Annotated in this window: 20 protein-coding genes; 13 read left to right on the forward strand and 7 right to left on the reverse strand. The window is 63.9% G+C overall.

All coding sequences use genetic code 11. The features are described 5' to 3' along the window. Positions 1-46: 46 nt before the first annotated feature. On the reverse strand, positions 47-352 hold the full coding sequence (locus VKR55_RS03595; protein ID WP_324399736.1) for a hypothetical protein: 306 nt from the start codon (positions 350-352) through the stop codon (positions 47-49). A gap of 187 nt (positions 353-539) precedes the next feature. Between VKR55_RS03595 and VKR55_RS03600 the strand changes: the two genes are divergently transcribed. The 7 genes from VKR55_RS03600 (at position 540) to VKR55_RS03630 (ending at position 6893) form a co-directional block, all read left to right on the forward strand. Continuing rightward, entirely contained in the window at positions 540-1022 is a 483-nt protein-coding gene (locus VKR55_RS03600) for a hypothetical protein (RefSeq protein WP_324399738.1), read from the forward strand. 161 nt (positions 1023-1183) lie between these two features. Beyond that, a complete protein-coding gene (locus VKR55_RS03605) occupies positions 1184-1990 on the forward strand; it encodes an SDR family NAD(P)-dependent oxidoreductase (RefSeq protein WP_324399929.1) in 807 nt (268 codons plus the stop codon). Positions 1991-2022: 32 nt separating this feature from the next. After that, the gene (locus VKR55_RS03610) at positions 2023-2781 is read left to right on the forward strand and encodes a tetratricopeptide repeat protein (RefSeq protein ID WP_324399740.1); all 759 of its coding nucleotides are present in this window, start codon (positions 2023-2025) and stop codon (positions 2779-2781) included. A 113-nt stretch (positions 2782-2894) separates the two neighbouring features. Next, positions 2895-4238 (forward strand): tetratricopeptide repeat protein, encoded by a 1344-nt coding sequence (locus tag VKR55_RS03615; protein WP_324399931.1) that lies wholly within the window; start codon positions 2895-2897, stop codon positions 4236-4238. Positions 4239-4351: 113 nt separating this feature from the next. Continuing rightward, complete coding sequence (locus VKR55_RS03620; RefSeq protein ID WP_324399741.1) at positions 4352-6262, forward strand: propionyl-CoA synthetase; 1911 nt, start codon at positions 4352-4354, stop codon at positions 6260-6262. A 127-nt stretch (positions 6263-6389) separates the two neighbouring features. Then, positions 6390-6665 (forward strand): hypothetical protein, encoded by a 276-nt coding sequence (locus VKR55_RS03625; RefSeq protein ID WP_324399743.1) that lies wholly within the window; start codon positions 6390-6392, stop codon positions 6663-6665. A gap of 21 nt (positions 6666-6686) precedes the next feature. Continuing rightward, the gene (locus VKR55_RS03630) at positions 6687-6893 is read left to right on the forward strand and encodes a DUF6494 family protein (protein ID WP_324399746.1); all 207 of its coding nucleotides are present in this window, start codon (positions 6687-6689) and stop codon (positions 6891-6893) included. A 96-nt stretch (positions 6894-6989) separates the two neighbouring features. On the opposite strand, the gene VKR55_RS03635 is transcribed toward VKR55_RS03630, so the two are convergent. Continuing rightward, positions 6990-7682 carry a DUF1013 domain-containing protein gene (locus VKR55_RS03635; RefSeq protein ID WP_324399747.1) on the reverse strand — a complete coding sequence of 231 codons (693 nt, stop codon included), beginning with the start codon at positions 7680-7682 and terminating at the stop codon, positions 6990-6992. Between the two features lie 227 nt (positions 7683-7909). On the opposite strand from VKR55_RS03635, the gene ispH reads away from it, so the two are divergent. Genes ispH through rnhA form a run of 3 tightly spaced genes read left to right on the forward strand, consistent with a single transcriptional unit; the run spans position 7910 to position 10317 of the window. After that, a complete protein-coding gene (gene ispH / locus VKR55_RS03640) occupies positions 7910-8878 on the forward strand; it encodes a 4-hydroxy-3-methylbut-2-enyl diphosphate reductase (RefSeq protein WP_324399933.1) in 969 nt (322 codons plus the stop codon). A gap of 6 nt (positions 8879-8884) precedes the next feature. Continuing rightward, the gene (locus VKR55_RS03645) at positions 8885-9868 is read left to right on the forward strand and encodes a homoserine kinase (protein WP_324399749.1); all 984 of its coding nucleotides are present in this window, start codon (positions 8885-8887) and stop codon (positions 9866-9868) included. Beyond that, positions 9865-10317, forward strand: coding sequence for a ribonuclease HI (gene rnhA, locus VKR55_RS03650; protein ID WP_324399751.1), 453 nt, complete (start codon positions 9865-9867; stop codon positions 10315-10317). Before VKR55_RS03645 ends, rnhA begins: the two co-directional genes overlap by 4 nt. A 267-nt stretch (positions 10318-10584) precedes the next feature. Here rnhA and VKR55_RS03655 read toward each other — a convergent pair whose 3' ends face one another. The 5 genes from VKR55_RS03655 to VKR55_RS03675 all read right to left on the reverse strand — a co-directional run bounded on the left by VKR55_RS03655 (position 10585) and on the right by VKR55_RS03675 (position 17246). Further along, positions 10585-11070, reverse strand: coding sequence for a peroxiredoxin (locus tag VKR55_RS03655; protein ID WP_324399752.1), 486 nt, complete (start codon positions 11068-11070; stop codon positions 10585-10587). 106 nt (positions 11071-11176) lie between these two features. Continuing rightward, positions 11177-11731, reverse strand: coding sequence for a DUF924 family protein (locus tag VKR55_RS03660; protein WP_324399754.1), 555 nt, complete (start codon positions 11729-11731; stop codon positions 11177-11179). Between the two features lie 161 nt (positions 11732-11892). Continuing rightward, a complete protein-coding gene (locus tag VKR55_RS03665) occupies positions 11893-13578 on the reverse strand; it encodes a long-chain fatty acid--CoA ligase (protein WP_324399756.1) in 1686 nt (561 codons plus the stop codon). Positions 13579-13841: 263 nt separating this feature from the next. After that, positions 13842-15251 carry a D-alanyl-D-alanine carboxypeptidase family protein gene (locus tag VKR55_RS03670; RefSeq protein WP_324399758.1) on the reverse strand — a complete coding sequence of 470 codons (1410 nt, stop codon included), beginning with the start codon at positions 15249-15251 and terminating at the stop codon, positions 13842-13844. 204 nt (positions 15252-15455) lie between these two features. Then, complete coding sequence (locus VKR55_RS03675; RefSeq protein ID WP_324399760.1) at positions 15456-17246, reverse strand: glucan ABC transporter ATP-binding protein/ permease; 1791 nt, start codon at positions 17244-17246, stop codon at positions 15456-15458. Between the two features lie 258 nt (positions 17247-17504). Between VKR55_RS03675 and VKR55_RS03680 the strand changes: the two genes are divergently transcribed. The 3 genes from VKR55_RS03680 (at position 17505) to VKR55_RS03690 (ending at position 19055) form a co-directional block, all read left to right on the forward strand. Beyond that, positions 17505-17855 carry a hypothetical protein gene (locus tag VKR55_RS03680; protein ID WP_324399762.1) on the forward strand — a complete coding sequence of 117 codons (351 nt, stop codon included), beginning with the start codon at positions 17505-17507 and terminating at the stop codon, positions 17853-17855. 141 nt (positions 17856-17996) lie between these two features. Next, the gene (gene hisE / locus VKR55_RS03685) at positions 17997-18398 is read left to right on the forward strand and encodes a phosphoribosyl-ATP diphosphatase (RefSeq protein ID WP_324399764.1); all 402 of its coding nucleotides are present in this window, start codon (positions 17997-17999) and stop codon (positions 18396-18398) included. 75 nt (positions 18399-18473) lie between these two features. Next, positions 18474-19055 (forward strand): YqaA family protein, encoded by a 582-nt coding sequence (locus VKR55_RS03690; RefSeq protein WP_324399766.1) that lies wholly within the window; start codon positions 18474-18476, stop codon positions 19053-19055.

Below are 19055 nucleotides of genomic sequence, written 5' to 3' on the forward strand. Positions count from 1 at the left end.
CTTCCGGTGTGGGAGAGAGTGCACTAAGCAAGGTGAGGTACACGACTCATTCCGAGCCGAACATGAACGAGCCGTCGCCATCCAGATACGGGCCCTTGCGCATATAGAGCTGGCCGTTGTGACCGATGAAGAACAGCGTGCCCTTCGGCACCTTCCTGGCGCCCTTCAGCAACAGGCCGGCATTGTTGGTGCCCATTTTGTACTGGAAGGTCTTGCCGTCCTTGTCATAGGCGTAGCCCATGTCCGGCTTCAGCTCCCACGGTGTCGGCCCAGCTGCTTGCGCGAAAGCGAATGTCGCCAGGGCGCTGATCGAGGCCGCCAGCACCAGCGTCTTGGTTGAAATGCTGATCATGCTCATCCTTCCCTTCGCCCCCATTTCTTGAACAAATCACGAACGTTGCCGCGTCGTCAACAAGAAGCGTCGCGGATCATCTCACGCTTCAACGATGACTTTGTGATTTCCCGCCGCACATGACGCGACTATCTTCCTGTTACCGTCTACAACCAATTCGACAAAAGCCGTTATGGGGATGATTCGAATGAACCACGTCATGAAAGTTTGTTTGCTTGCAACGTTTGCCATGGTGACGCTGGTTTCTGCAGCAGGCGCGGACGAATTGTTCAAGCTTTCCAACAGCCACCGGATCGCCTGCAGCCGCGGTTTGGCCGCGGGCAAGCTCAACACTGCGACCTGCAGGTCTTACACCTATGTCTTCAACACCAAGACCTCGGAATATTTCCGCTGCCAGGTCACGCTCGCGCTGACGCGCGATAACAAGGAAGTCATCAACGTGCAGGCCGACGGCGGCTGCACCAAGAAGCCGCGCATCTTCGACACCGACTCCCACTACACCTTCGATGCCACCGAGACCGAGCCGCCGAACACCAATTCGTTCTTCGGCTCCGGCGGCTATGCGATCTGGGCCGCCGACACCACCCAGCAGAAGGTGCGGGGTTGCATCACCATCGCCTCGGGGCTCGGCTCGGACATCAGCAAATGTCTGGACATGTCGTTCCAGTGAGCCTTCCGCGCCGAAGCTGAACTGTCGGAGAACGAGGCCACATCATGCTCGCGCTTGGGCGGGCGATGTCGCAGCGCGTCGTGCTCGGTCGGCTTGACGATGTCGCGCTGTTGCGGTCTGAGGGCGATTCTCACAGGAACAAGCAGAGGGAGAGCAGGGCAATGGATCGGCTCAAGGGCAAGGTGGCGATGGTGGTGGGCGCCGGCTCGATTGGCCCCGGCTGGGGCAACGGCAAGGCGACTGCGGTCACCTTTGCCCGCGAGGGCGCGCAGGTGTTTTGCGTCGATCGCAATCCGGCCGCGGCCGAGGAGACGGTGAAGATCATCGCAAGCGAGGGCGGAAGGGCAACGGCGCATACCGCCGATGTATCGAAAGCCGCCGAGGTCGAAGCCATGGTCGCGGCCTGCCTGAAGGCTTGCGGCCGCATCGATGTGCTCGACAACAATGTCGGCATCGCCGAAGTCGGCAGCGTGGTCGACGTGGCGGAAGCCGAATGGGACCGCGTCTTCGCCGTCAACCTGAAGAGCGCCTATCTCACCATGAAGCACGTCATTCCCGTGATGGTCGGCCAAGGCGGCGGCTCGATCATCAACATCTCCTCGATCGCCTCGATCCGCCACGTCGGCATCTCCTATGTCAGCTATAATGCGAGCAAGGCCGCGATGAACCAGATGACGCGCACCACTGCGGTCGAGTTCGCGCCGAAACATGTGCGGGTGAACGCGATCCTGCCCGGGCTCATGAAGACGCCGATGGTGGAGCATTCGGCCGGGCTCGCGCAGAGCTACGCCAAGGGCGATGTGGAGGCGATGTGGCGCGCCCGCGACGCGCAGGTGCCGATGGGCCACATGGGCGACGGCTGGGACGTGGCGAACGCGGCGCTGTTTCTTGCTTCCGACGAATCCAGATACGTCACCGGCATCGAGCTCGTGGTCGATGGCGGCATCACCTGCAAGTCGGGTCAGTGAAGCGACGTCATTGCGGACGACGCGGATTGATGATGAAGCCTCCATTCGCGAAGGGCATGTTGGTGCTGTTGTTGCTCGCGCTGACGCCGCGTGGTGCCCATGCAACCGGCGCGGACACCGCGACGGTCCCGCCCGCCGATCCCGCGCCGTGCATGGCGGCCATCACGGCCAATGACGACGACAAGGTCGTCGGCGCATGCGGCGCGCTGATCGACAATGAGAAGACCGAGAAGCCCGACCGCTTCAAGGCGCTGATCGCGCGCGGCGCGGTCTTCGCCCACAGGGACCAGCTCGGCCGCGCCATTGCCGATTACGACGTGGCACTGCGGCTCGATCCGACACAGGCGGATATCTTCAATGCCCGCGGCGAGCTGTGGTGGAAGAAGGGCGATCGGCCGAAAGCGCTCGCCGATTTTGCCGCCGCGCTAAAACTCAATCCGGATCATCCAGCCGCGAAAGACAATAACAGGAAACTCGCGCTGGAGCTGGAGCGTCTCGGTGCGCTGATGGCAGTCGCGGGCAAACCCAGCTTCAATTGTGCGACCGCGCGCCGCCCGGTCGAGAAGGCGATCTGCGCCAACCCGGCGCTGGCCAATCTCGACCGCGAGATCAACGCGGCAAACGTCAGGGCGATGCACGAAGCGCGAGACGCGCGCAAGCGGCAGGCACTGCGGCGCGAGCAGGACGATTTCATAGCCCGCCGCAACGCCGATTTCGGCAAGCGGGGCTACGACCTGAAGAAGGTCATGAACGACCGCTTGCAGCGCCTGTTGGAGGCCAACGGAACCTAAAATATGAACCGGATGGGGGGCGTCCGCGACAACGGAAAAACCGTTGTTTCGGAGTTAGCAAGGCCGTGTCCGGCAATCCCAATCCCACGCATTCGTTAACGCCATTCGGCCTTCTGAGGCGGGCCGGCCTGGTCGGCTTCGGCCTTGCGCTGGCCGCCGCAGGATCGGCTGCGGCCGCCGGCGCCAGCGTTGATTGCGTATCCGGCAGCCCCGCTCCTCTGGAGCGGCTCATTGCCGCCTGCAGCCCCATTATCGACGACACGACGGCTTCGCGCGGCGACCGCGCCGCGGCGCTGGTGGTCCGGGCCGACGCCCGTTCGCGGATTTCGGGCGGCCTGAGCGAGGCGCTCGCCGATCTCGATCGCGCCATTTCACTCAATGGCAAGAACGCCGCCGCCTACCGGCTGCGCGGCGAATTGACGCGCGAGGCCGGCGGCAATCTCGGCGAGGCCGAGGATGATCTGACCACCGCGATCAAGCTCGATCCGCAGGACGCCGAATCCTATGAGCTGCGCGGCGTGATCTATACCAGCCAGCGCCGGATCGATCGCGCCATCGCCGACTACGACCAGGCGATCCAGTTGAAGCCCGATGACGCCCAGGCCTGGTCCGACCGTGGTGTGACCTATTATCTCGGCGGCGACAACGAGAAGGCGGTTCACGACGCGGGCGAGGCGCTCAGACTCGATCCGAACCGGCCGCGCACCTATACCAACCGCGCCGCCGCCTACAAGAAGCTCGGCCAATTGGACAAGGCGCTCGCAGACGATAGCGACGCGATCCGGCTCGATCCGAACGTAGCGGAATATTTTGACAACCGCGGCCTCACCTATGCGGCGATGAAGGATTACGACAAGGCGATTGCCGATTACGACCAGGCGCTCAAGCTGGAGCAGCGGGCGAACTTCTTCACCAACCGCGGCGATTCCTACCAGTTCAAGGGCGAGCTCGGCACCGCGCTCTCCGATTACGACTCTGCGCTCCGCCTCGATCCGAATTTTGCGCTCGCCTACAACAACCGCGCCGTGCTGTACAAGAAGATGGGCGAGCGCGCCAAGGCGCTGGCTGATTATGAGTCGGCACTCCGTCTCGATCCCGGCAACGAGAACGCCGCCAACGGCCGCCGCACCATGAGGGCCGAAATTGCCCGCTTCGGCAGCGAACCCCCGCAACCGATGCACGCGCCCGATACGCACCCCTCGTTCGATTGCGAGACGGCCAGGCTGCCGGTCGAGCTGGCGATCTGCGCCGATCCGCAGCTTGGCGCCCTGGATCGCGAGATCGCCGAAACCTATAGCCGCCTGATCAACAATGCGAGCCGCCGTTCCGCCGATGCCCTGCGCCGGGCGCAACGCAATTTCGTCGCAGCGCGCAATGCCGGCTTCGGCAAGCCCGGCTATGACCTGCATCTCGCCCTGCAAAAGCGCCTCGACGCGCTGCAGTCGGCGGCGCGTTAATCGAAGGGCGCAGACTTTTCCGGCTTGAATTGTCGGGTCGGCGCGTGACAATGCGCGTCAAACCACGCCATGCCCCCGCATCGTCATGCCCGAGGGGCCGGGAGAGAGACGCCATGAACATTCAGGAAAAGAGCCGGTATCACGAGGTCCACGCGCGATCGCTTCGAGACCCCGAAGGTTTTTGGGCCGAAGCCGCGCGCGAGATCAACTGGATCGAGCCGGCGAAGAAGGTCTTCGATCCCGCGATGGGGGTTTATGGCCGCTGGTTTGCCGGCGCCGTGGTCAACTCCTGCTATAACGCGCTCGATCGCCATGTCGCCGGCGGCCGCGCCAATCAGGTGGCGCTGATCCATGATTCGCCACTGACCAACGCGATCACGAAGTTCACCTATGCCGAGCTTCTGAAAGAGGTGCAGGCGCTCGCCGCGATCATGCAGGATTTCGGCGTCAAGAAGGGCGACCGCGTCATCCTCTATATGCCGATGGTGCCGGAAGCGGTGGTGGCGATGCTCGCCTGCGCCCGCATCGGCGCGGTGCACAGCGTGGTGTTCGGCGGCTTCGCGGCGAAGGAGCTTGCAACCCGCATCGACGATGCGAGGCCGAAACTGATCTTCTCGGCAAGCTGCGGTATCGAGCCGGGACGCATCGTGCAATACAAGCCGCTGCTTGACGAGGCAATCAAGCTGGCTGCCGCCAAGCCGGAAACCTGCATCATCCTGCAACGGCCGCAGCATGCGTGCGATCTGGTTGCGGGGCGCGACCACGACTGGGCCAGCCTCCGCCGCGCCGCGCTCGATGCCGGCAAGGCGGCTGCTTGCGTGCCGGTGCTTGCGACCGATCCGCTCTACATCCTCTACACGTCAGGGACGACGGGGGTCCCCAAGGGCGTCGTGCGCGACAATGGCGGGCATCTGGTCGCGGTCAAATGGTCGATGTTCAACCTCTATGGCGTGCGCCCCGGCGAAATCTGGTGGTGCGGCTCCGACATCGGCTGGGTGGTTGGCCACAGCTACATCGTCTACGGCCCGCTGTTCCAGGGCGCGACCTCGATCATGTACGAAGGCAAGCCGGTCGGCACGCCCGATGCCGGCGCGTTCTGGCGCGTCATCAGTGAGCACAAGGCGGTCGCCTTCTTCACCGCGCCGACCGCGTTCCGCGCCATCAAGAAGGAAGACCCCGACGGCAAGCTGATCCGCAAATATGATTTGTCGAAATTCCGCACGCTGTTCCTGGCCGGCGAGCGCGCCGATCCGCCGACGGTGGAATGGGCGGAGACGCAGTTGAAAATCCCCGTGATCGATCACTGGTGGCAGACCGAGACGGGCTGGTGCATCGCCGGCAACCCGATGGGGCTGGGCCAACTGCCGGTGAAGCACGGCTCGCCGACGGTGCCGATGCCGGGCTATCAGGTCGACGTGGTCGATGAGGCGGCGAAGCCCGTGCCGGCCAGCACCATGGGCTCGATCGTCATCAAGCTGCCGATGCCGCCGGGCTGCTTGCCGACCCTGTGGGAGCAGGACGATCGCTTCAAGGAATCCTATCTCACCGAGTTTCCCGGCTACTACAAAACTTCCGACGCCGGCTACAAGGACGAGGACGGCTATGTCTTCGTCATGGGCCGCACCGACGACATCATCAATGTGGCGGGCCACCGCCTCTCCACCGGCGGCATGGAGGAGATCCTGGCCTCGCATCCGGATGTCGCCGAATGCGCGGTGCTCGGCATCCACGATGCGATCAAGGGCGAGGTGCCTTGCGGCTTCCTGGTGCTGAAGGCCGGGGTTGCGCGCAAGTCCGCAGATATCGAGCAGGAGATCGTGACGCTGGTGCGCGAGAAGCTCGGGCCCGTGGCGGCGTTCAAGCTCGCGATCACGGTGGCGCGGCTGCCGAAGACGCGCTCGGGCAAGATCCTGCGCGGCACCATCAAGAAGATCGCCGACGGCGAGCCTTGGACCATGCCGGCCACGATCGAGGATCCGAAGGTGCTGGACGAGATCACCGACGCGTTGAAGGGCAGGGTGTGACAGCCCTCCGCTCATCATGCGCGGGCTTGACCCGCGCATCCATTGCTGGGCAAACAACGCCATGATTTTGATGGATTGCCGGGTCAAGCCCGGCAATGACGAACTAGTCCGACAACGGAACTCATCGATGCGGGTCAAATCCGTCCGATTGCCATTCGTGGTGCTGCTCGCCGCGTTGCCGCTCGCCGGCTGCTTTTCGCGCACCGAGCCGCCGCCTTACTCGGGGGCGGACCTCACGCAGGACGACGACATGTACTGCCGCGCCGGCGGCAAGGTCGCGGTCGGCTCACCCGACTATGTCTATTGCCGCAAGGACCGTGACGCTCAGCGCAACCTTGCGGTCACACGCGCCAACCGCAAGCAGCGCGACCTCGCCGATTGGATGCTGAATCATCCGGATTAGCTGCAAGCCCGGGAGGCCTCAATGAATGAAGACGTCTTCAATGGCAGCCTTCGCAGATTCCTGAAGAAGGTCGGAGTCACCTCGCAGCGAGAGATCGAAAAGGCGGTGCGTGAGGCGCTCGACAGCGGCCGCCTGAAAGGCCACGAGAGGCTGCAGGCAAAAATGGTACTGACCATCGGCGGCATCAGCCTCACGCACGAGGTCAGCGACGATATCGAACTCGGCTGATTCGCAAGCGACTCGTCGCTGCGGGGCGGAGACGGTGTGTGTGACCGCGTCGCTCCGCCGCGCTTTTCGCGATTGTCATGTCCAGGCGCTGGAGCCTTACTCCTCCTCCGCCTTCTTGCCGCCGATGGTCTTCAACTTGGCGAATACGGCGTCGACGTTGAGGTCGTCGCTCTTCTTCTCCGCGGTCTCGTACTCAGGCTCCTTGCGCGTGGTCTCGGAAGCCGGCAGCAGCGTGGCACCGCCATACTGCGTGTCGGCCGGCTTTTCCTTGGCAGCGCGCTGCACCTCGAAATCGAGCTCGATCTGCGAGCACAGGCCGAGCGTCACCGGGTCCATCGGCGTCAAGGTCGAGGCGTTCCAATGGGTGCGGTCGCGCACGCTCGCGATCGTGGTCTTGGTAGTGCCGACCAGGCGCATGATCTGCGCGTCTTTCAATTCGGGATGGTTGCGCACCAGCCAGAGGATCGCGCTCGGCCGCTCATGGCGGCGCGACACCGGGGTGTAGCGTGGACCCTTGCGCTTGGCGGCCGGCGGCAGCACCACCTTGCTCTCCTCCAGCTTGAGGCGGTAGTTCGGGTCCTTCTCGCCCTTTTCGATCTCCTCGCGGGTCAACTGACCGCTGGAAATCGGGTCCGAACCCTTGATGCCCTGGGCGGCGTCGCCATCGGCGATGGCCCGGATCTCGAGGGGGTGCATCTTGGTGAAATCGGCGACCTGGTCGAAGGTCAGGGCGGTATTGTCGAGCAGCCAGACGGCGGTCGCCTTGGGCATCAGCGGGGCGTTGCTCATGGCAAATCTCCTTTGTGCTTCACCCGCCCGTTGGGAGGCGAAGCCGGTAGTCATCAACGATGACGGGAATTTGGCTCTATATAGGCCCTCTCCGCCCTGCGGCGCAATGGTTTGCTAAAGTGCCTTGACAGGGGCCGAAACCAGTCCCAAGTCGTAGCCGGAAACGACCGTTCCCTGCCCGTCGGTGAGGGATGATTCGGTCCCGAGATCACTCCATGTCAGCCCCCTTGGCCGCCAAACCGGACCTCAAGATCGTGCTTTGTTCACCACGGGGCTTCTGCGCCGGGGTGGTCCGCGCCATCGACACCGTGGAACGGGCGCTCGCCATCTATGGCGCCCCGGTCTATGTCCGCCATGAAATCGTCCATAACCGCTATGTCGTGGACAGCCTGAAGACCAAGGGCGCGATTTTCGTCGAGGAACTGTCCGAGATCCCCGACAATACCAACGCACCGGTGGTGTTTTCGGCCCACGGCGTGCCGAAATCGGTTCCTGCCGAGGCCCAGGCCCGCAATTTCTTCTCGCTGGATGCGACCTGCCCGCTGGTCACCAAGGTGCACCGGGAGGCCGCGATCCACTTCAAGCGCGGCCGGGAAATCCTGCTGATCGGCCATTCCCACCACCCTGAGGTGGTCGGTACGCTCGGCCAGCTCCCGTCGGGCGCGGTGACCCTGATCGAGACCGATCGGGATGCCCGCACCTTCACGCCGAAGGACCCGGACAACCTTGCCTTCGTCACGCAGACGACACTGTCGATCGACGACACCGCCGACATCGTCGCGATCCTGAAAGAGCGCTTCCCGAACATCAACGGGCCGCACAAGGAAGACATCTGCTACGCCACCACCAACCGCCAGCTCGCTGTGAAGAAGGTGGCGCCGGTGGTCGACGCCCTGATCGTGGTCGGCGCGCCCAACTCGTCGAATTCGCAGCGGCTGCGCGAGGTCGCCGAGCGCGAAGGCTGCAAGATCTCGGTGCTGGCGCAGCGCGCCGGCGATATCGACTGGAAGCGCTTTGAAGGCATCAAGAGCCTCGGCATCACCGCGGGCGCCTCGGCGCCGGAAGTGATCGTCGAGGAGATCATGGGCGCCTTCGCCGAGCGCTACGAGTTGCATGTGGAGACGGTCTCGGCTGCGGAGGAGAACGAGTTCTTTCCGCTGCCGCGTTCGGTGCGCCCCGAAGCTGCCGCCGAGTAGATCGGCATGGCGGTCTACACCGACGTTGCCGCCGACGAATTAGCGGAATTCCTCTCCCTGTACGATCTGGGCGAGCTGTTGTCGTACAAGGGCATCGCCGAGGGCGTGGAGAATTCCAACTTCCTGCTGCACACCGCGCGTGGCTCCTTCATCCTGACGCTCTACGAGAAGCGGGTCGCACGCGGCGACCTGCCGTTCTTCCTCGCGCTGATGACGCATCTCGCCACGCACGGCATCACTTGCCCGCAGCCGGTGACGAACCGCAACGGCGAGGCGCTCGGTTCGCTGTGCGGCCGGCCGGCGGCGATCATCACCTTTCTTGAAGGCATCTGGCCGCGCAAGCCGAACGCGATCCATTGCGCCGGCGTCGGCGCGGCGCTGGCGAAGATGCATCTCGCCGGCCACGACTTTGCGATGTCGCGCTCGAACGCGCTATCGGTCAAGGGCTGGCGGCCGCTGTTCGATCTCGCAGCTGCCCGCGCCGACAGCGTGCAAGTGGGTTTGCGCGACACCATCGCGCGTGAGCTCGATTATCTCGAGAGCGGCGTCTGGCCCGGGAATCTGCCGCAAGGCGTGATCCACGCCGATCTCTTCCCCGATAACGTCTTCTTCCTCGGCAACGAGCTGTCCGGCATCATCGATTTCACCTTCGCCTGCAACGACACGCTCGCCTACGATGTGGCGATCTGCCTCAATGCCTGGTGCTTCGAGGCCGATCATTCCTTCAACGTCACCAAGGCGCGCGCGTTTCTTTCCGCTTACGGCCGCGAGCGCAAATTGTCGGAGGCCGAGGAGGCGGCGCTGCCGCTGCTGGCGCGCGGCGCGGCGCTGCGTTTCCTTTTGACGCGGCTGGTCGACTGGCTCAACGTGCCGCCCGGTGCGCTGGTGCGCCCCAAGGACCCGCTCGAATATGCGCGCAAGCTGCGCTTTCACCAGAGCGTTGCGAGCGTGCGCGACTACGGCGTCATGGCCAACGGATTGGTCACGTGAGCGAATTGCCCAACGTCATCATCCACACCGACGGCGCCTGCTCGGGCAATCCCGGGCCGGGCGGCTGGGGCGCGATCCTCAAATTCGGCGAGGTCGAGAAGGAATTGAAGGGCGGCGAGGCCCACACCACCAACAACCGCATGGAATTGATGGCGGCGATCTCGGCGCTGGAAGCGCTCAAGAAGCCGTGTCAGGTCGATCTCTACACCGACAGCCAATATGTGCGGCAGGGCATCACCGGCTGGATCCATGGCTGGAAGAAGAATGGCTGGCGCACTGCCGACAAGAAGCCGGTGAAGAATGCCGAGCTGTGGCAGCGCCTCGATGCAGCCCTCAAGCCGCATCAGGTGCGGTGGCACTGGGTCAGGGGCCATGCCGGCCATGACGAGAACGAGCGCGCCGACCAGCTCGCCCGCGACGGCGTCGCGATGGCGAGGTTGAAGGGGTAGCCGGGAACGCGTAGGGTGGGCAAAGCCAACGGGTCCGCGCGAAGCGCGGCCCGATGACAGGCTCCGCGTGCCCACCATTGATGGTCGTCGAGAAAATGGTGGGCACGGCGCTGCGCGCCTTTGCCCACCCTACGATCCACGCGCCGTCATTGCGAGGAGCGAAGCGGACGAAGCAATCCAGTTTTTGGTCGCTCTGGATTGCTTCCGCGGAGCCTGTCATCGGGCCGCGCGTTCGCGCGGACCCGTTGGCTCGCAATGACGACTATCTCAAAGCTGGCCCAGCAGCGTGTCGCCGCCGGAGACTTCGACCTTCCCGGGTGCGGGCTCGAGGTTGAGCTTCTTCACCGTGCCGTTCTCGACCAGCATGGAATAGCGCTTGGAGCGGATGCCAAGCCCGTTACCGGAGGCGTCGAGCTCCATGCCGATCGCCTTGGTGAAGTCGGCGTTGCCGTCGGCGAGGAAGGTCGCCTCGTCGCGCTGGTCGGTGTCGCGCTTCCAGGCGTTCATCACGAACGCATCGTTGACGGACACGATCGCAATCGTGTCGACGCCCTTGTTCTTGATGGCATAGGCGTTGAGGAAGATGCTCGGCAGGTGCATCTTGTGGCAGGTGCCTGTGTAGGCGCCCGGAACGGCAAACAGCGCCACTTTCTTGCCCTTGAAGATGTCGTCGGTGGTTTTGACCTGCGGGCCTTCCGCGGTCATCACGCGAAACTTCGCTTCGGGCAGCTTGTCGCCAACTTGGATCGCCATCGTCAATTCTCCTTAATTTATGAGCGGGATGGGTCTTAGACCGGGAGGGCGGCCGGTACAATATTCGGGCTAACGAAAACAGCAACGGCGTTTCACCGTTATGTCATCAGCCGGAAAAGCCGCCGTCCTCCAGAAAGGCCTCTTCTTCGGGGGTAGTCGTGCGTCCCAGCAGGCGGTTGCGATGCGGGAAGCGGCCGAAGCGGCGGATGATGTCGGCGTGCTCCTCGGCATAGCGGAGGTTGTCGGCATTGGGGGAGTTTCGGAATAGCTCGACGCAGCGAAGCTGGTCGGTCAGGCTCTCCGAATGCATGAACGGCAGGTAGAGAAATTCCCGCAGGACCGGGTCGCTGCGCGCATCAACGCCGCGGGCGACGGCGCGGCGGGCGACCTCGCGCGCTTGGGCGTCGCTGGAAAAGGCCCTGGCATCGCCGCGGAAGATGTTGCGGGGAAACTGGTCGAGCACGATGGTCAGCGCCAGCGCGCCCTCGTCGCTGGCTTCCCAGGCTGCCAATTCGCCGGCGGCGGCCTTGTACCACAGTTCTAGATAGCGGCGACGGACTTCGGTGTCGAAGGCGTCGTCCTTCTCGTACCAGCGGTCCGGGCCGGCCTCGCGCCAGAACGCGAGGATCCCCGCCGGAGTTGGCAACTCACTATCTGGCATTGTCAGCAGAGCTCTGGGCAGACCCTCATCCCGAGGAGCGGCGTCGCTTGGCCGCGTCTCGAAAGATGAGGCCACGGTGGGGCCTCGTGGTTCTCCCGGCGATGCGTAGCATCGTCCAGAGACGGCGCTGACGCGCCTCCTCACCATGAGGAGGGAGAGATTTACGCCGCGGCGGCCTTCTTCTCGTCGCGGAGCTGGCGGCGCAGGATCTTGCCGACATTGGTCTTGGGCAACTCGGTCCTGAACTCGATCAGCTTCGGCACCTTGTAGGCGGTGAGCCGTTCGCGCGCGAACTTGATGATGTCCTCAGGCGTGACGCTCTGGTCCTTCTTGACGACGAAGGCCTTCACCGCCTCGCCCGATTTGTCGTCGGCAACGCCGATCACGGCGCATTCGAGCACGCCCGGGTGGCTCGCGATCACCTCCTCGACCTCGTTCGGATAGACGTTGAAGCCCGAGACCAGGATCATGTCCTTCTTGCGGTCGACGATCTTGGTATAGCCGCTCGCATCCATCACGCCGATATCGCCGGTGCGGAAATAGCCGTCGGCGGTCATCACCTTCGCGGTCTCGTCCGGCCTGTTCCAGTAGCCGACCATCACCTGCGGGCCCTTGGCGCAGATTTCGCCGGGCTCTCCCAGCGGCACTTCCTTGCCGTCGTCGTCGCGGATCGAGATCCAGGTCGACGACACCGGCAGGCCGATCGAGCCGTTGAACTCGCTCGAGGTCGCGGTGTTGCAGGTCAAGGTCGGCGAGGTCTCGGACAGGCCGTAGCCTTCGGCGATGCTGCAGCCCGTGATCTGCTTCCATTGCTCGGCGACGGGCCGCTGCACCGCCATGCCGCCGCCGTTCGAAATCTTCAATTTCGAGAAATCGATCTTCTTGAAGTCGGGATGGTGCATCAGCCCGTTATAGAGCGTGTTGACGGCGGGGAAGGAATTGACCTGGTACTTCATCAATTCCTTGATGAAACCCGGAATGTCGCGCGGGTTCGGAATGAGCAGGTTGCAGCCGCCGGCGCGCACCGCGAGCAGATAGCACGCGGTCAGCGCGAAGATGTGATAGAGCGGCAGTGCGCAGACGATCAGGAGCGCGTCGACATGCGGCGGGATCGTGAGCGCCGGCTGCAGCCAGGCGTCATTCTGCAGCACATTGGCGAGGATGTTGCGATGGAGCAGCGTGGCGCCCTTGGAGACGCCGGTCGTGCCGCCGGTATATTGCAGGAAGGCTACGTCATTGGGTCCGATCACCGGCTTTACGAATTTCGCGGCCCGGCCTGCGGCGAGCGCATCGTTGAATGCGACCGCGCCGGGCAGCGAATAGGCCGGCACCATCTTTTTCACGCGCCGCACCACCAGATTGACGATCACGCCCTTGAAGCCGAGCAGGTCGCCCATGCTGCCGACGATCACATGCTTGACGGAGGTCTGTGGCAGCGCCTGCTGCACGGTGCTCGCGAAATTCTCCAGTACGATGATCGCTTCCGCGCCTGAATCCTTGAGCTGATGCTCGAGCTCGCGCGGGGTATAGAGCGGATTGACGTTGACGACCGCAAAGCCCGCGCGCAGCACGGCTGCGGTCGCGACCGGATATTGCAGCACGTTGGGCATCATCAGCGCGACGCGCGCGCCCCTGGATAGTCCGAGGCTCTGCAGGTAGGCGCCGAGCGCCAGCGACATTTCGTCGAGGTCGCGATAGCTGATCGACTTGTCCATGCAGATGAAGGCCTTGCGGTCGGCATATTTCGAGAAGCTCTCTTCGAGCAGCTCGACCAGCGATGAATATCGGCTGGTGTCGATATCGGCAGGCACGCCGGCCGGATATTGCTTGAGCCAGATGCGCTCCATGGTCCTTCCCCTCTCAAAATCCGGTACGTCGCTCGGTCGGCAACGATGTCTTTTGAGGCAGTATTGAGCCTGCCGCCGCCCGTGGCAAGCGGCGCAGCGTTAACGGTGCGCACGATTAGAAAGGCCGTCATTCCGGGGCGCGCGAAGCGCGAACCCGGAATCTCGACCGTCCGGGTCTGGTCCGGAGCCTGTCATCGAGCCGCGCTTCGCGCAGACCCGTTGGGACCATCCCGGAATGACGTCGCTTTGTGTTGGTGTAACGATCAGCCGGCCGGCTTGGCGTCGGTGGATTTCGGCTTCGGTTTTGCCGCCGTCTTGGGCTTGTTGGGCTTCGCCGGCTTCGCTGCCGACGCATCAGCGGACGTTGCCGGCTTCGGCTTCGCCGCGGCATGGCGCACCGCAGCCGGCCTGGCCTCGGGCTTGGTGCTCGCGTCCGCCGCCTTCGGCTCGGCGGCGGCATCGGGCTTCTTCTTGGCGGCGGCGTGCGAGCGCTTGCCCTTGCCGTGCTTGGCGGGAGCAGCCTGGCTCGCGCTGTCGGCGGCTACCGCTGCAACCAGGGCCGCGCCCGTGCGGGTTGGGCCGGTATAGACCACGATCGGCTCGGACGGCTCGGGCGGGGCCGAGAGCCAATCCGTCGGTTTCGCGAGCGGCGCCTGCAGCGCGGAGGAGAGGAACACCGCATTGCTACCGTCGCCCGTGGCCGAACTCGATCCTTGTGTGGTAGCGCTCGCCGTCAGCGCATCGTCCTCGTCGCTGGGCGCATGGTGATGCTTGCCGCTGCAGACCTCATCGTGCAGGTTCGGCGGCGATTCGTCGACCGGCTGGAGCTGATCGACAGTGCCGAGCGAGGGACGGAGCCACGACAGCGCATTGTTGGCGAAGCCGCGGTCGAGCAGTTGCGCGGCGCGCACCGCGCGCATCGTTCCTGAGGACGCGCCGAGCACCACCGCGATCAGCCGCCGGCCGTCATGCGTGGCGGACGCCACGAGATTATATCCGGATGCGCAGATGAAGCCGGTCTTGAAACCGTCGGCGCCGGGATAGCGCCCGATCAGCTTGTTGAAGTTCTGGGTGACGCGTTTGCCAAAACGGATCGCGGGGATGTGGACGTAATATTCGTATTCCGGCAGGTTCTTGATGAAAGAGCGCGCGAGGATCGCCATGTCGCGCGCCGAGGTGATCTGGCCGTCCGCGGGCAGGCCGTTCGGATTGACATAGCTCGTCTGTGTCATGCCGAGCTGGTGCGCGGTCTGGTTCATCATCGCCGAGAAGCCGTCGATCGAGCCGCCGACGCCTTCGGCGAGCACGACCGCCATGTCGTTGGCGGATTTCACCAGCATCATCTTCAGCGCGTTGTCGACGGTGAGCCGTGTGCCCGGACGCAAACCCATCTTGGACGGCGATTGCGAAGCGGCGAGGGGAGACACCGTCAGCAGCGTATCGAGCGTGATCCTGCCTTCTTTCACCGCCTCCAGCGTGACATAGGCCGTCATCAGCTTGCTCAGCGAGGCGGGATACCAGGGAACGGTGGCGTTCTCCGCCTCCAGAACCTTGCCGGTGTCGGCCTCGATGAGGAGCCTGGCTTCGGAATGAGCGGCGCGGGGGCCAAGCACCGCAAGCGCTGCGGCGAAAATGATCGGTGATTTGAAAAGCAATGAGCGGAGAAACTGCACTGTCCGATTCCGGTCCTTTGAGACCCGCCTTGAATGCATCAATTGAACGCGATCCAAGGAGGTCCTTGAGTTCTGACTTTCGGGTTTCAAGCTGTCCGGCGCACCGCCATTTGCGGCGCGTGCAAACCTATACCGGAGAGGAGAAACAGAACAGAGGCTTGCACGATTAATTCAAAACTTACGAGGGCCGAATTTCGGCGATTCCTAGACCTTGACAGCAGTTTGATCGCCTTCCGGCCGTGACATGCTGGCGCGTGCGCTCTCCTGCACCATGAACTGGGCGCGCGCGAGTTCCGCAAAGCGGCCGCCGCGTGCGACCAGTTCATCGAAAGTTCCGTTTTCGATCACGCGGCCGTTGTCGAATACCAGGATACGGGTCGCGTTGCGGATCGTGGAGAGACGGTGGGCGATCACAAAGGTGGTGCGTCCCTTCATCACTTCGTCCAATGCCGCATTGACCTTGGCTTCGGTGACGGCGTCGAGCGCACTCGTTGCCTCGTCGAGGATCAGGATCGGCGGATCCTTCAACAACGCACGCGCAATCGACAGGCGCTGCCGCTCGCCGCCGGACAGCATGCGGCCGCGCTCGCCGGCCTTGGTGTCAAACCCGTGCTTGGCCTTCTCGATGAAGTCCAGCGCCTGCGCGCGGGCGGCAGCCTGCCGCATCTCGGCTTCGGTCGCATCGGGCTTGCCGACCCGCAGATTGTCCGCGATCGAGCGATCGAACAATAGCGCTTCCTGGAACACTACGCCGATGTTGCGCCGGAGCGCGGTGAGCTGCAGCCCGCGCACGTCCATGCCGTCGATGCGGATGAAGCCGGATTGCGGATCGAAGGCGCGGTGCAACAGCGCGATCGCGGTGGATTTGCCGGCGCCGGTCGGGCCGACCAGCGCGATGGTCTGGCCGGGCAGCGCGGAGAAAGAGAGGTCCTCGACCGCCGGCCGCTTGCCGTCGTAGGAGAACGACACATCGTGGAATTCGACGAGGCCCGACAGCCGCCCGGTGTCGAGCGCGTCTGGGCGGTCGCGCACCGCGGGGACGGCGTCGAGCACGTTGAAGAATTCCTGCAGGCGCGGCGCCTCCATGAACACATTGTTGATGAAGGCGACCACCTGCTCGAGCTTCTGGATCAGCATGGTCGCGAAGGCGACGAAGGTCACGATCTCGCCGACCGAGGTGAGGTCCTCGTTATGCAGCGCGATCCCGAGCGTGAAGATCGCAAGCACCGTGATCGTGGTCGAGGCGCGGGTGATGACGGTGACCAGTGCCCACCACGACAGCACCGGCATCTGCACCGAGAGCAGCTTGTCGGCGACATGGCGCAGACTCTGGACCTCGGCGTCGATGCGCACGAAGCTTTGCACGAGCGCCACATTGCCGAGCGCGTCGGAGGCGCGAGCGGAGAGGTCGCTATAATGCTGCTCGACCTCGCTCTGCATGCCGTAGGTCTTGCGCACCACGAAGGTGGTGAGAAAGGTGAACACCACGCACAGCACGAACAGGAGGATCGCAAGCCGCCAGTTGAGATAGAGCGAAATCGGCAGCAGCACGAGAACCGACATGATCGCGGCAAAGTGCTCGCGGAAGAAGCCCAGCCAGAGCCGCCACAGCGCGTCGGTGCCGCTCAGCATCACCTTCATCAGCTTGCCGGAATGCGTTCCGGTGTGGAACGTCATCGGAAGCTGCAGGATGTGCTCGAAATAGCTGGTTAGAACCGCCTGGCGCTGGCGGTGCGAGAGGCGGTCGGCATGCAACGCCACCCAGGCGCTCGTGCCAATGGTGAACAGGCCGAAGGCCGCCCAGGCGCCCAGCAGCGGCCAGGCCGAGGCGCCGGCCGTCTTGTCCGAGAGCGCGTCGACGATCCGGCCGAACAGCACTGGTTCGGCGAACTGCGTGGTGGCGAGCAGGAGATTGGCAAGAGCAAGGACCCAGCCAAGCCGCGCCTCCTTGCCGAGCATGTCCAGGACACGGGTGTAGAGGCGAAGCAGGGACATGCCGGCAAACTACCTTCGACCCGTTTTTCCTGGCTCGTCTTGCCTTCGCCCGTAGGCGGCCGCGAGGATGCATTCTAAGCAGGGATTGCCGTCGCAAGATAGGCCAATAAGCGACGCGATCGCTCGCTGGCGCTTTCCCGGCCATCTCGCGTCTTGCGCGATCAAATGCGCTTGTATCCGCTCAACGGGAACCCAACATGTTCGGTGGGGATTGATCAGTAGCGGCCCGTCCGGGCCGACTGTGATGGAGGATTTAAGATGTTTGTCCGAAAGGCTCTGCTTGCGTCCGCGGGCCGTGCGACCGCGATTGCGACGATTGCTGCACTTGCGATCACCGCCATTGCGCCATCGGCGGCGAGTGCCCGGCACCGGCACCGGCTGGGCGGTGGAGCCGCTGCTGCTGCGGCCTTTGCCGGCATCGTCGGCACGGGGCTCGCCATCGCCGCGGCCCAGAACCGGCGCGCCTATTATGACGAATACTACGGCGGCGGCCCGGTCTACGTCGCGCCTGCGCCCGGTTACTATTATGGCTATGGCGCCCCCGCTTATGGCTATTACGGTAGCGACTCGACCTCGCCTTACGTGGATAGCCGCGCGTACGGCTGGTAAGTCCGGAATGCGCATAGCAACCGATCCGACGGTCACGATTTGTTGCGCCCGGCGGATTTTTCGCCTTTGATGCTTGGTGTTAACGCCTCTTTGATGCTCGGTGTTAACGCGTTGCGTACGGGTTTCGTCTAAGTTCGCGTCATGAGTGATTCGATCGAACGGCTTTACCTGGCGGTGCTTGCCGCCAGGCACCTGGACCCCGCCACGTCGCGGACAGCAAAGCTGTTCCAGCACGGGCCATCGAAGATGGCCAAGAAGCTCGCCGAGGAAGCCATCGAGGTGGTGATCGACGCCGTCAACGGCGACGCCCAAGCGGTGGTCCGCGAGAGCGCCGACCTGCTCTATAACCTCACCGTGCTGTGGGCCGCGGCGGGCGTGCGGCCCGAAGACGTCTGGCGCGAGATGGAGCGGCGCGAGCATATGCTCGGCATCGCAGAGAAGCTGCCGAAGTCGGCCATGAAGCTGCCAAAGGCGGTGTCGCCGCGGGTCGCCAGGCGACCAATTGTCGCGCTCGAAGGTCGTTCCTTGCGGAAGCGCCACTGAAGCAACCCGGGAATTTCCCGTATTTCCCTGATCCCCAGGCATGGACAAATCGCGCCGGTGATGGTTCATCGCGCCATGCTCAAACGTGTCTATGACTGGTGCATCGCCGCCGCCGAGAAACCCTACGCGCTCTGGATCCTGGCCGCGATGGCGTTTGCCGAAAGCTCGTTCTTTCCGGTCCCGCCGGACGTGATGCTGGCGCCAATGTCGCTGGCGCGGCCGAAGCGCGCCTGGGTCTTCGCCAGCGTCTGCACTGTCGCTTCCGTGGTCGGCGGCTTGCTCGGCTATGCCATCGGCGCGCTGCTCTATGACTCGGTCGGACACTGGCTGATCCAGTTCTATCATCTCGGCGACAAGGTCGAGGCGTTCCGCGAAGGCTACGCGCGCTGGGGCTCGCTCGTCATCCTGCTGAAGGGGCTGACGCCGATCCCCTACAAGCTCGTCACCATCACTTCCGGCTTTGCCGGCTACAACATCTGGCTGTTCGTACTGCTCTCGGCGATCACCCGCGGCTGCCGCTTCTATCTCGAGGCCGTCGTGCTCCACCGCTATGGCGACTGGATCCGGGAGCGGGTCGAGCGCCATCTTGCGCTGTGGGTGATCCTGTTTCTGATCGTGCTGGTGCTCGGCTTCGTCATCGCAATCAAGTTCGTCTGA

The sequence above is a fragment of the Bradyrhizobium sp. genome (assembly GCF_035309285.1).
Lineage (GTDB): Bacteria > Pseudomonadota > Alphaproteobacteria > Rhizobiales > Xanthobacteraceae > Bradyrhizobium.

Bases quoted from the DNA above. Each gene is read 5' to 3' on its own strand.
- VKR55_RS03660 (WP_324399754.1), bottom strand. From the start codon at position 11,731: ATGCCAGATAGTGAGTTGCCAACTCCGGCGGGGATCCTCGCGTTCTGG.
- VKR55_RS03605 (WP_324399929.1), top strand. From the start codon at position 1,184: ATGGATCGGCTCAAGGGCAAGGTGGCGATGGTGGTGGGCGCCGGCTCG.
- VKR55_RS03630 (WP_324399746.1), top strand. From the start codon at position 6,687: ATGAATGAAGACGTCTTCAATGGCAGCCTTCGCAGATTCCTGAAGAAG.
- VKR55_RS03675 (WP_324399760.1), bottom strand. From the start codon at position 17,246: ATGTCCCTGCTTCGCCTCTACACCCGTGTCCTGGACATGCTCGGCAAG.
- VKR55_RS03620 (WP_324399741.1), top strand. From the start codon at position 4,352: ATGAACATTCAGGAAAAGAGCCGGTATCACGAGGTCCACGCGCGATCG.
- VKR55_RS03610 (WP_324399740.1), top strand. From the start codon at position 2,023: ATGAAGCCTCCATTCGCGAAGGGCATGTTGGTGCTGTTGTTGCTCGCG.
- VKR55_RS03600 (WP_324399738.1), top strand. From the start codon at position 540: ATGAACCACGTCATGAAAGTTTGTTTGCTTGCAACGTTTGCCATGGTG.
- VKR55_RS03625 (WP_324399743.1), top strand. From the start codon at position 6,390: ATGCGGGTCAAATCCGTCCGATTGCCATTCGTGGTGCTGCTCGCCGCG.
- VKR55_RS03665 (WP_324399756.1), bottom strand. From the start codon at position 13,578: ATGGAGCGCATCTGGCTCAAGCAATATCCGGCCGGCGTGCCTGCCGAT.
- VKR55_RS03645 (WP_324399749.1), top strand. From the start codon at position 8,885: ATGGCGGTCTACACCGACGTTGCCGCCGACGAATTAGCGGAATTCCTC.
- VKR55_RS03595 (WP_324399736.1), bottom strand. From the start codon at position 352: ATGATCAGCATTTCAACCAAGACGCTGGTGCTGGCGGCCTCGATCAGC.
- VKR55_RS03690 (WP_324399766.1), top strand. From the start codon at position 18,474: ATGCTCAAACGTGTCTATGACTGGTGCATCGCCGCCGCCGAGAAACCC.
- hisE (WP_324399764.1), top strand. From the start codon at position 17,997: ATGAGTGATTCGATCGAACGGCTTTACCTGGCGGTGCTTGCCGCCAGG.
- VKR55_RS03635 (WP_324399747.1), bottom strand. From the start codon at position 7,682: ATGAGCAACGCCCCGCTGATGCCCAAGGCGACCGCCGTCTGGCTGCTC.
- VKR55_RS03680 (WP_324399762.1), top strand. From the start codon at position 17,505: ATGTTTGTCCGAAAGGCTCTGCTTGCGTCCGCGGGCCGTGCGACCGCG.
- VKR55_RS03655 (WP_324399752.1), bottom strand. From the start codon at position 11,070: ATGGCGATCCAAGTTGGCGACAAGCTGCCCGAAGCGAAGTTTCGCGTG.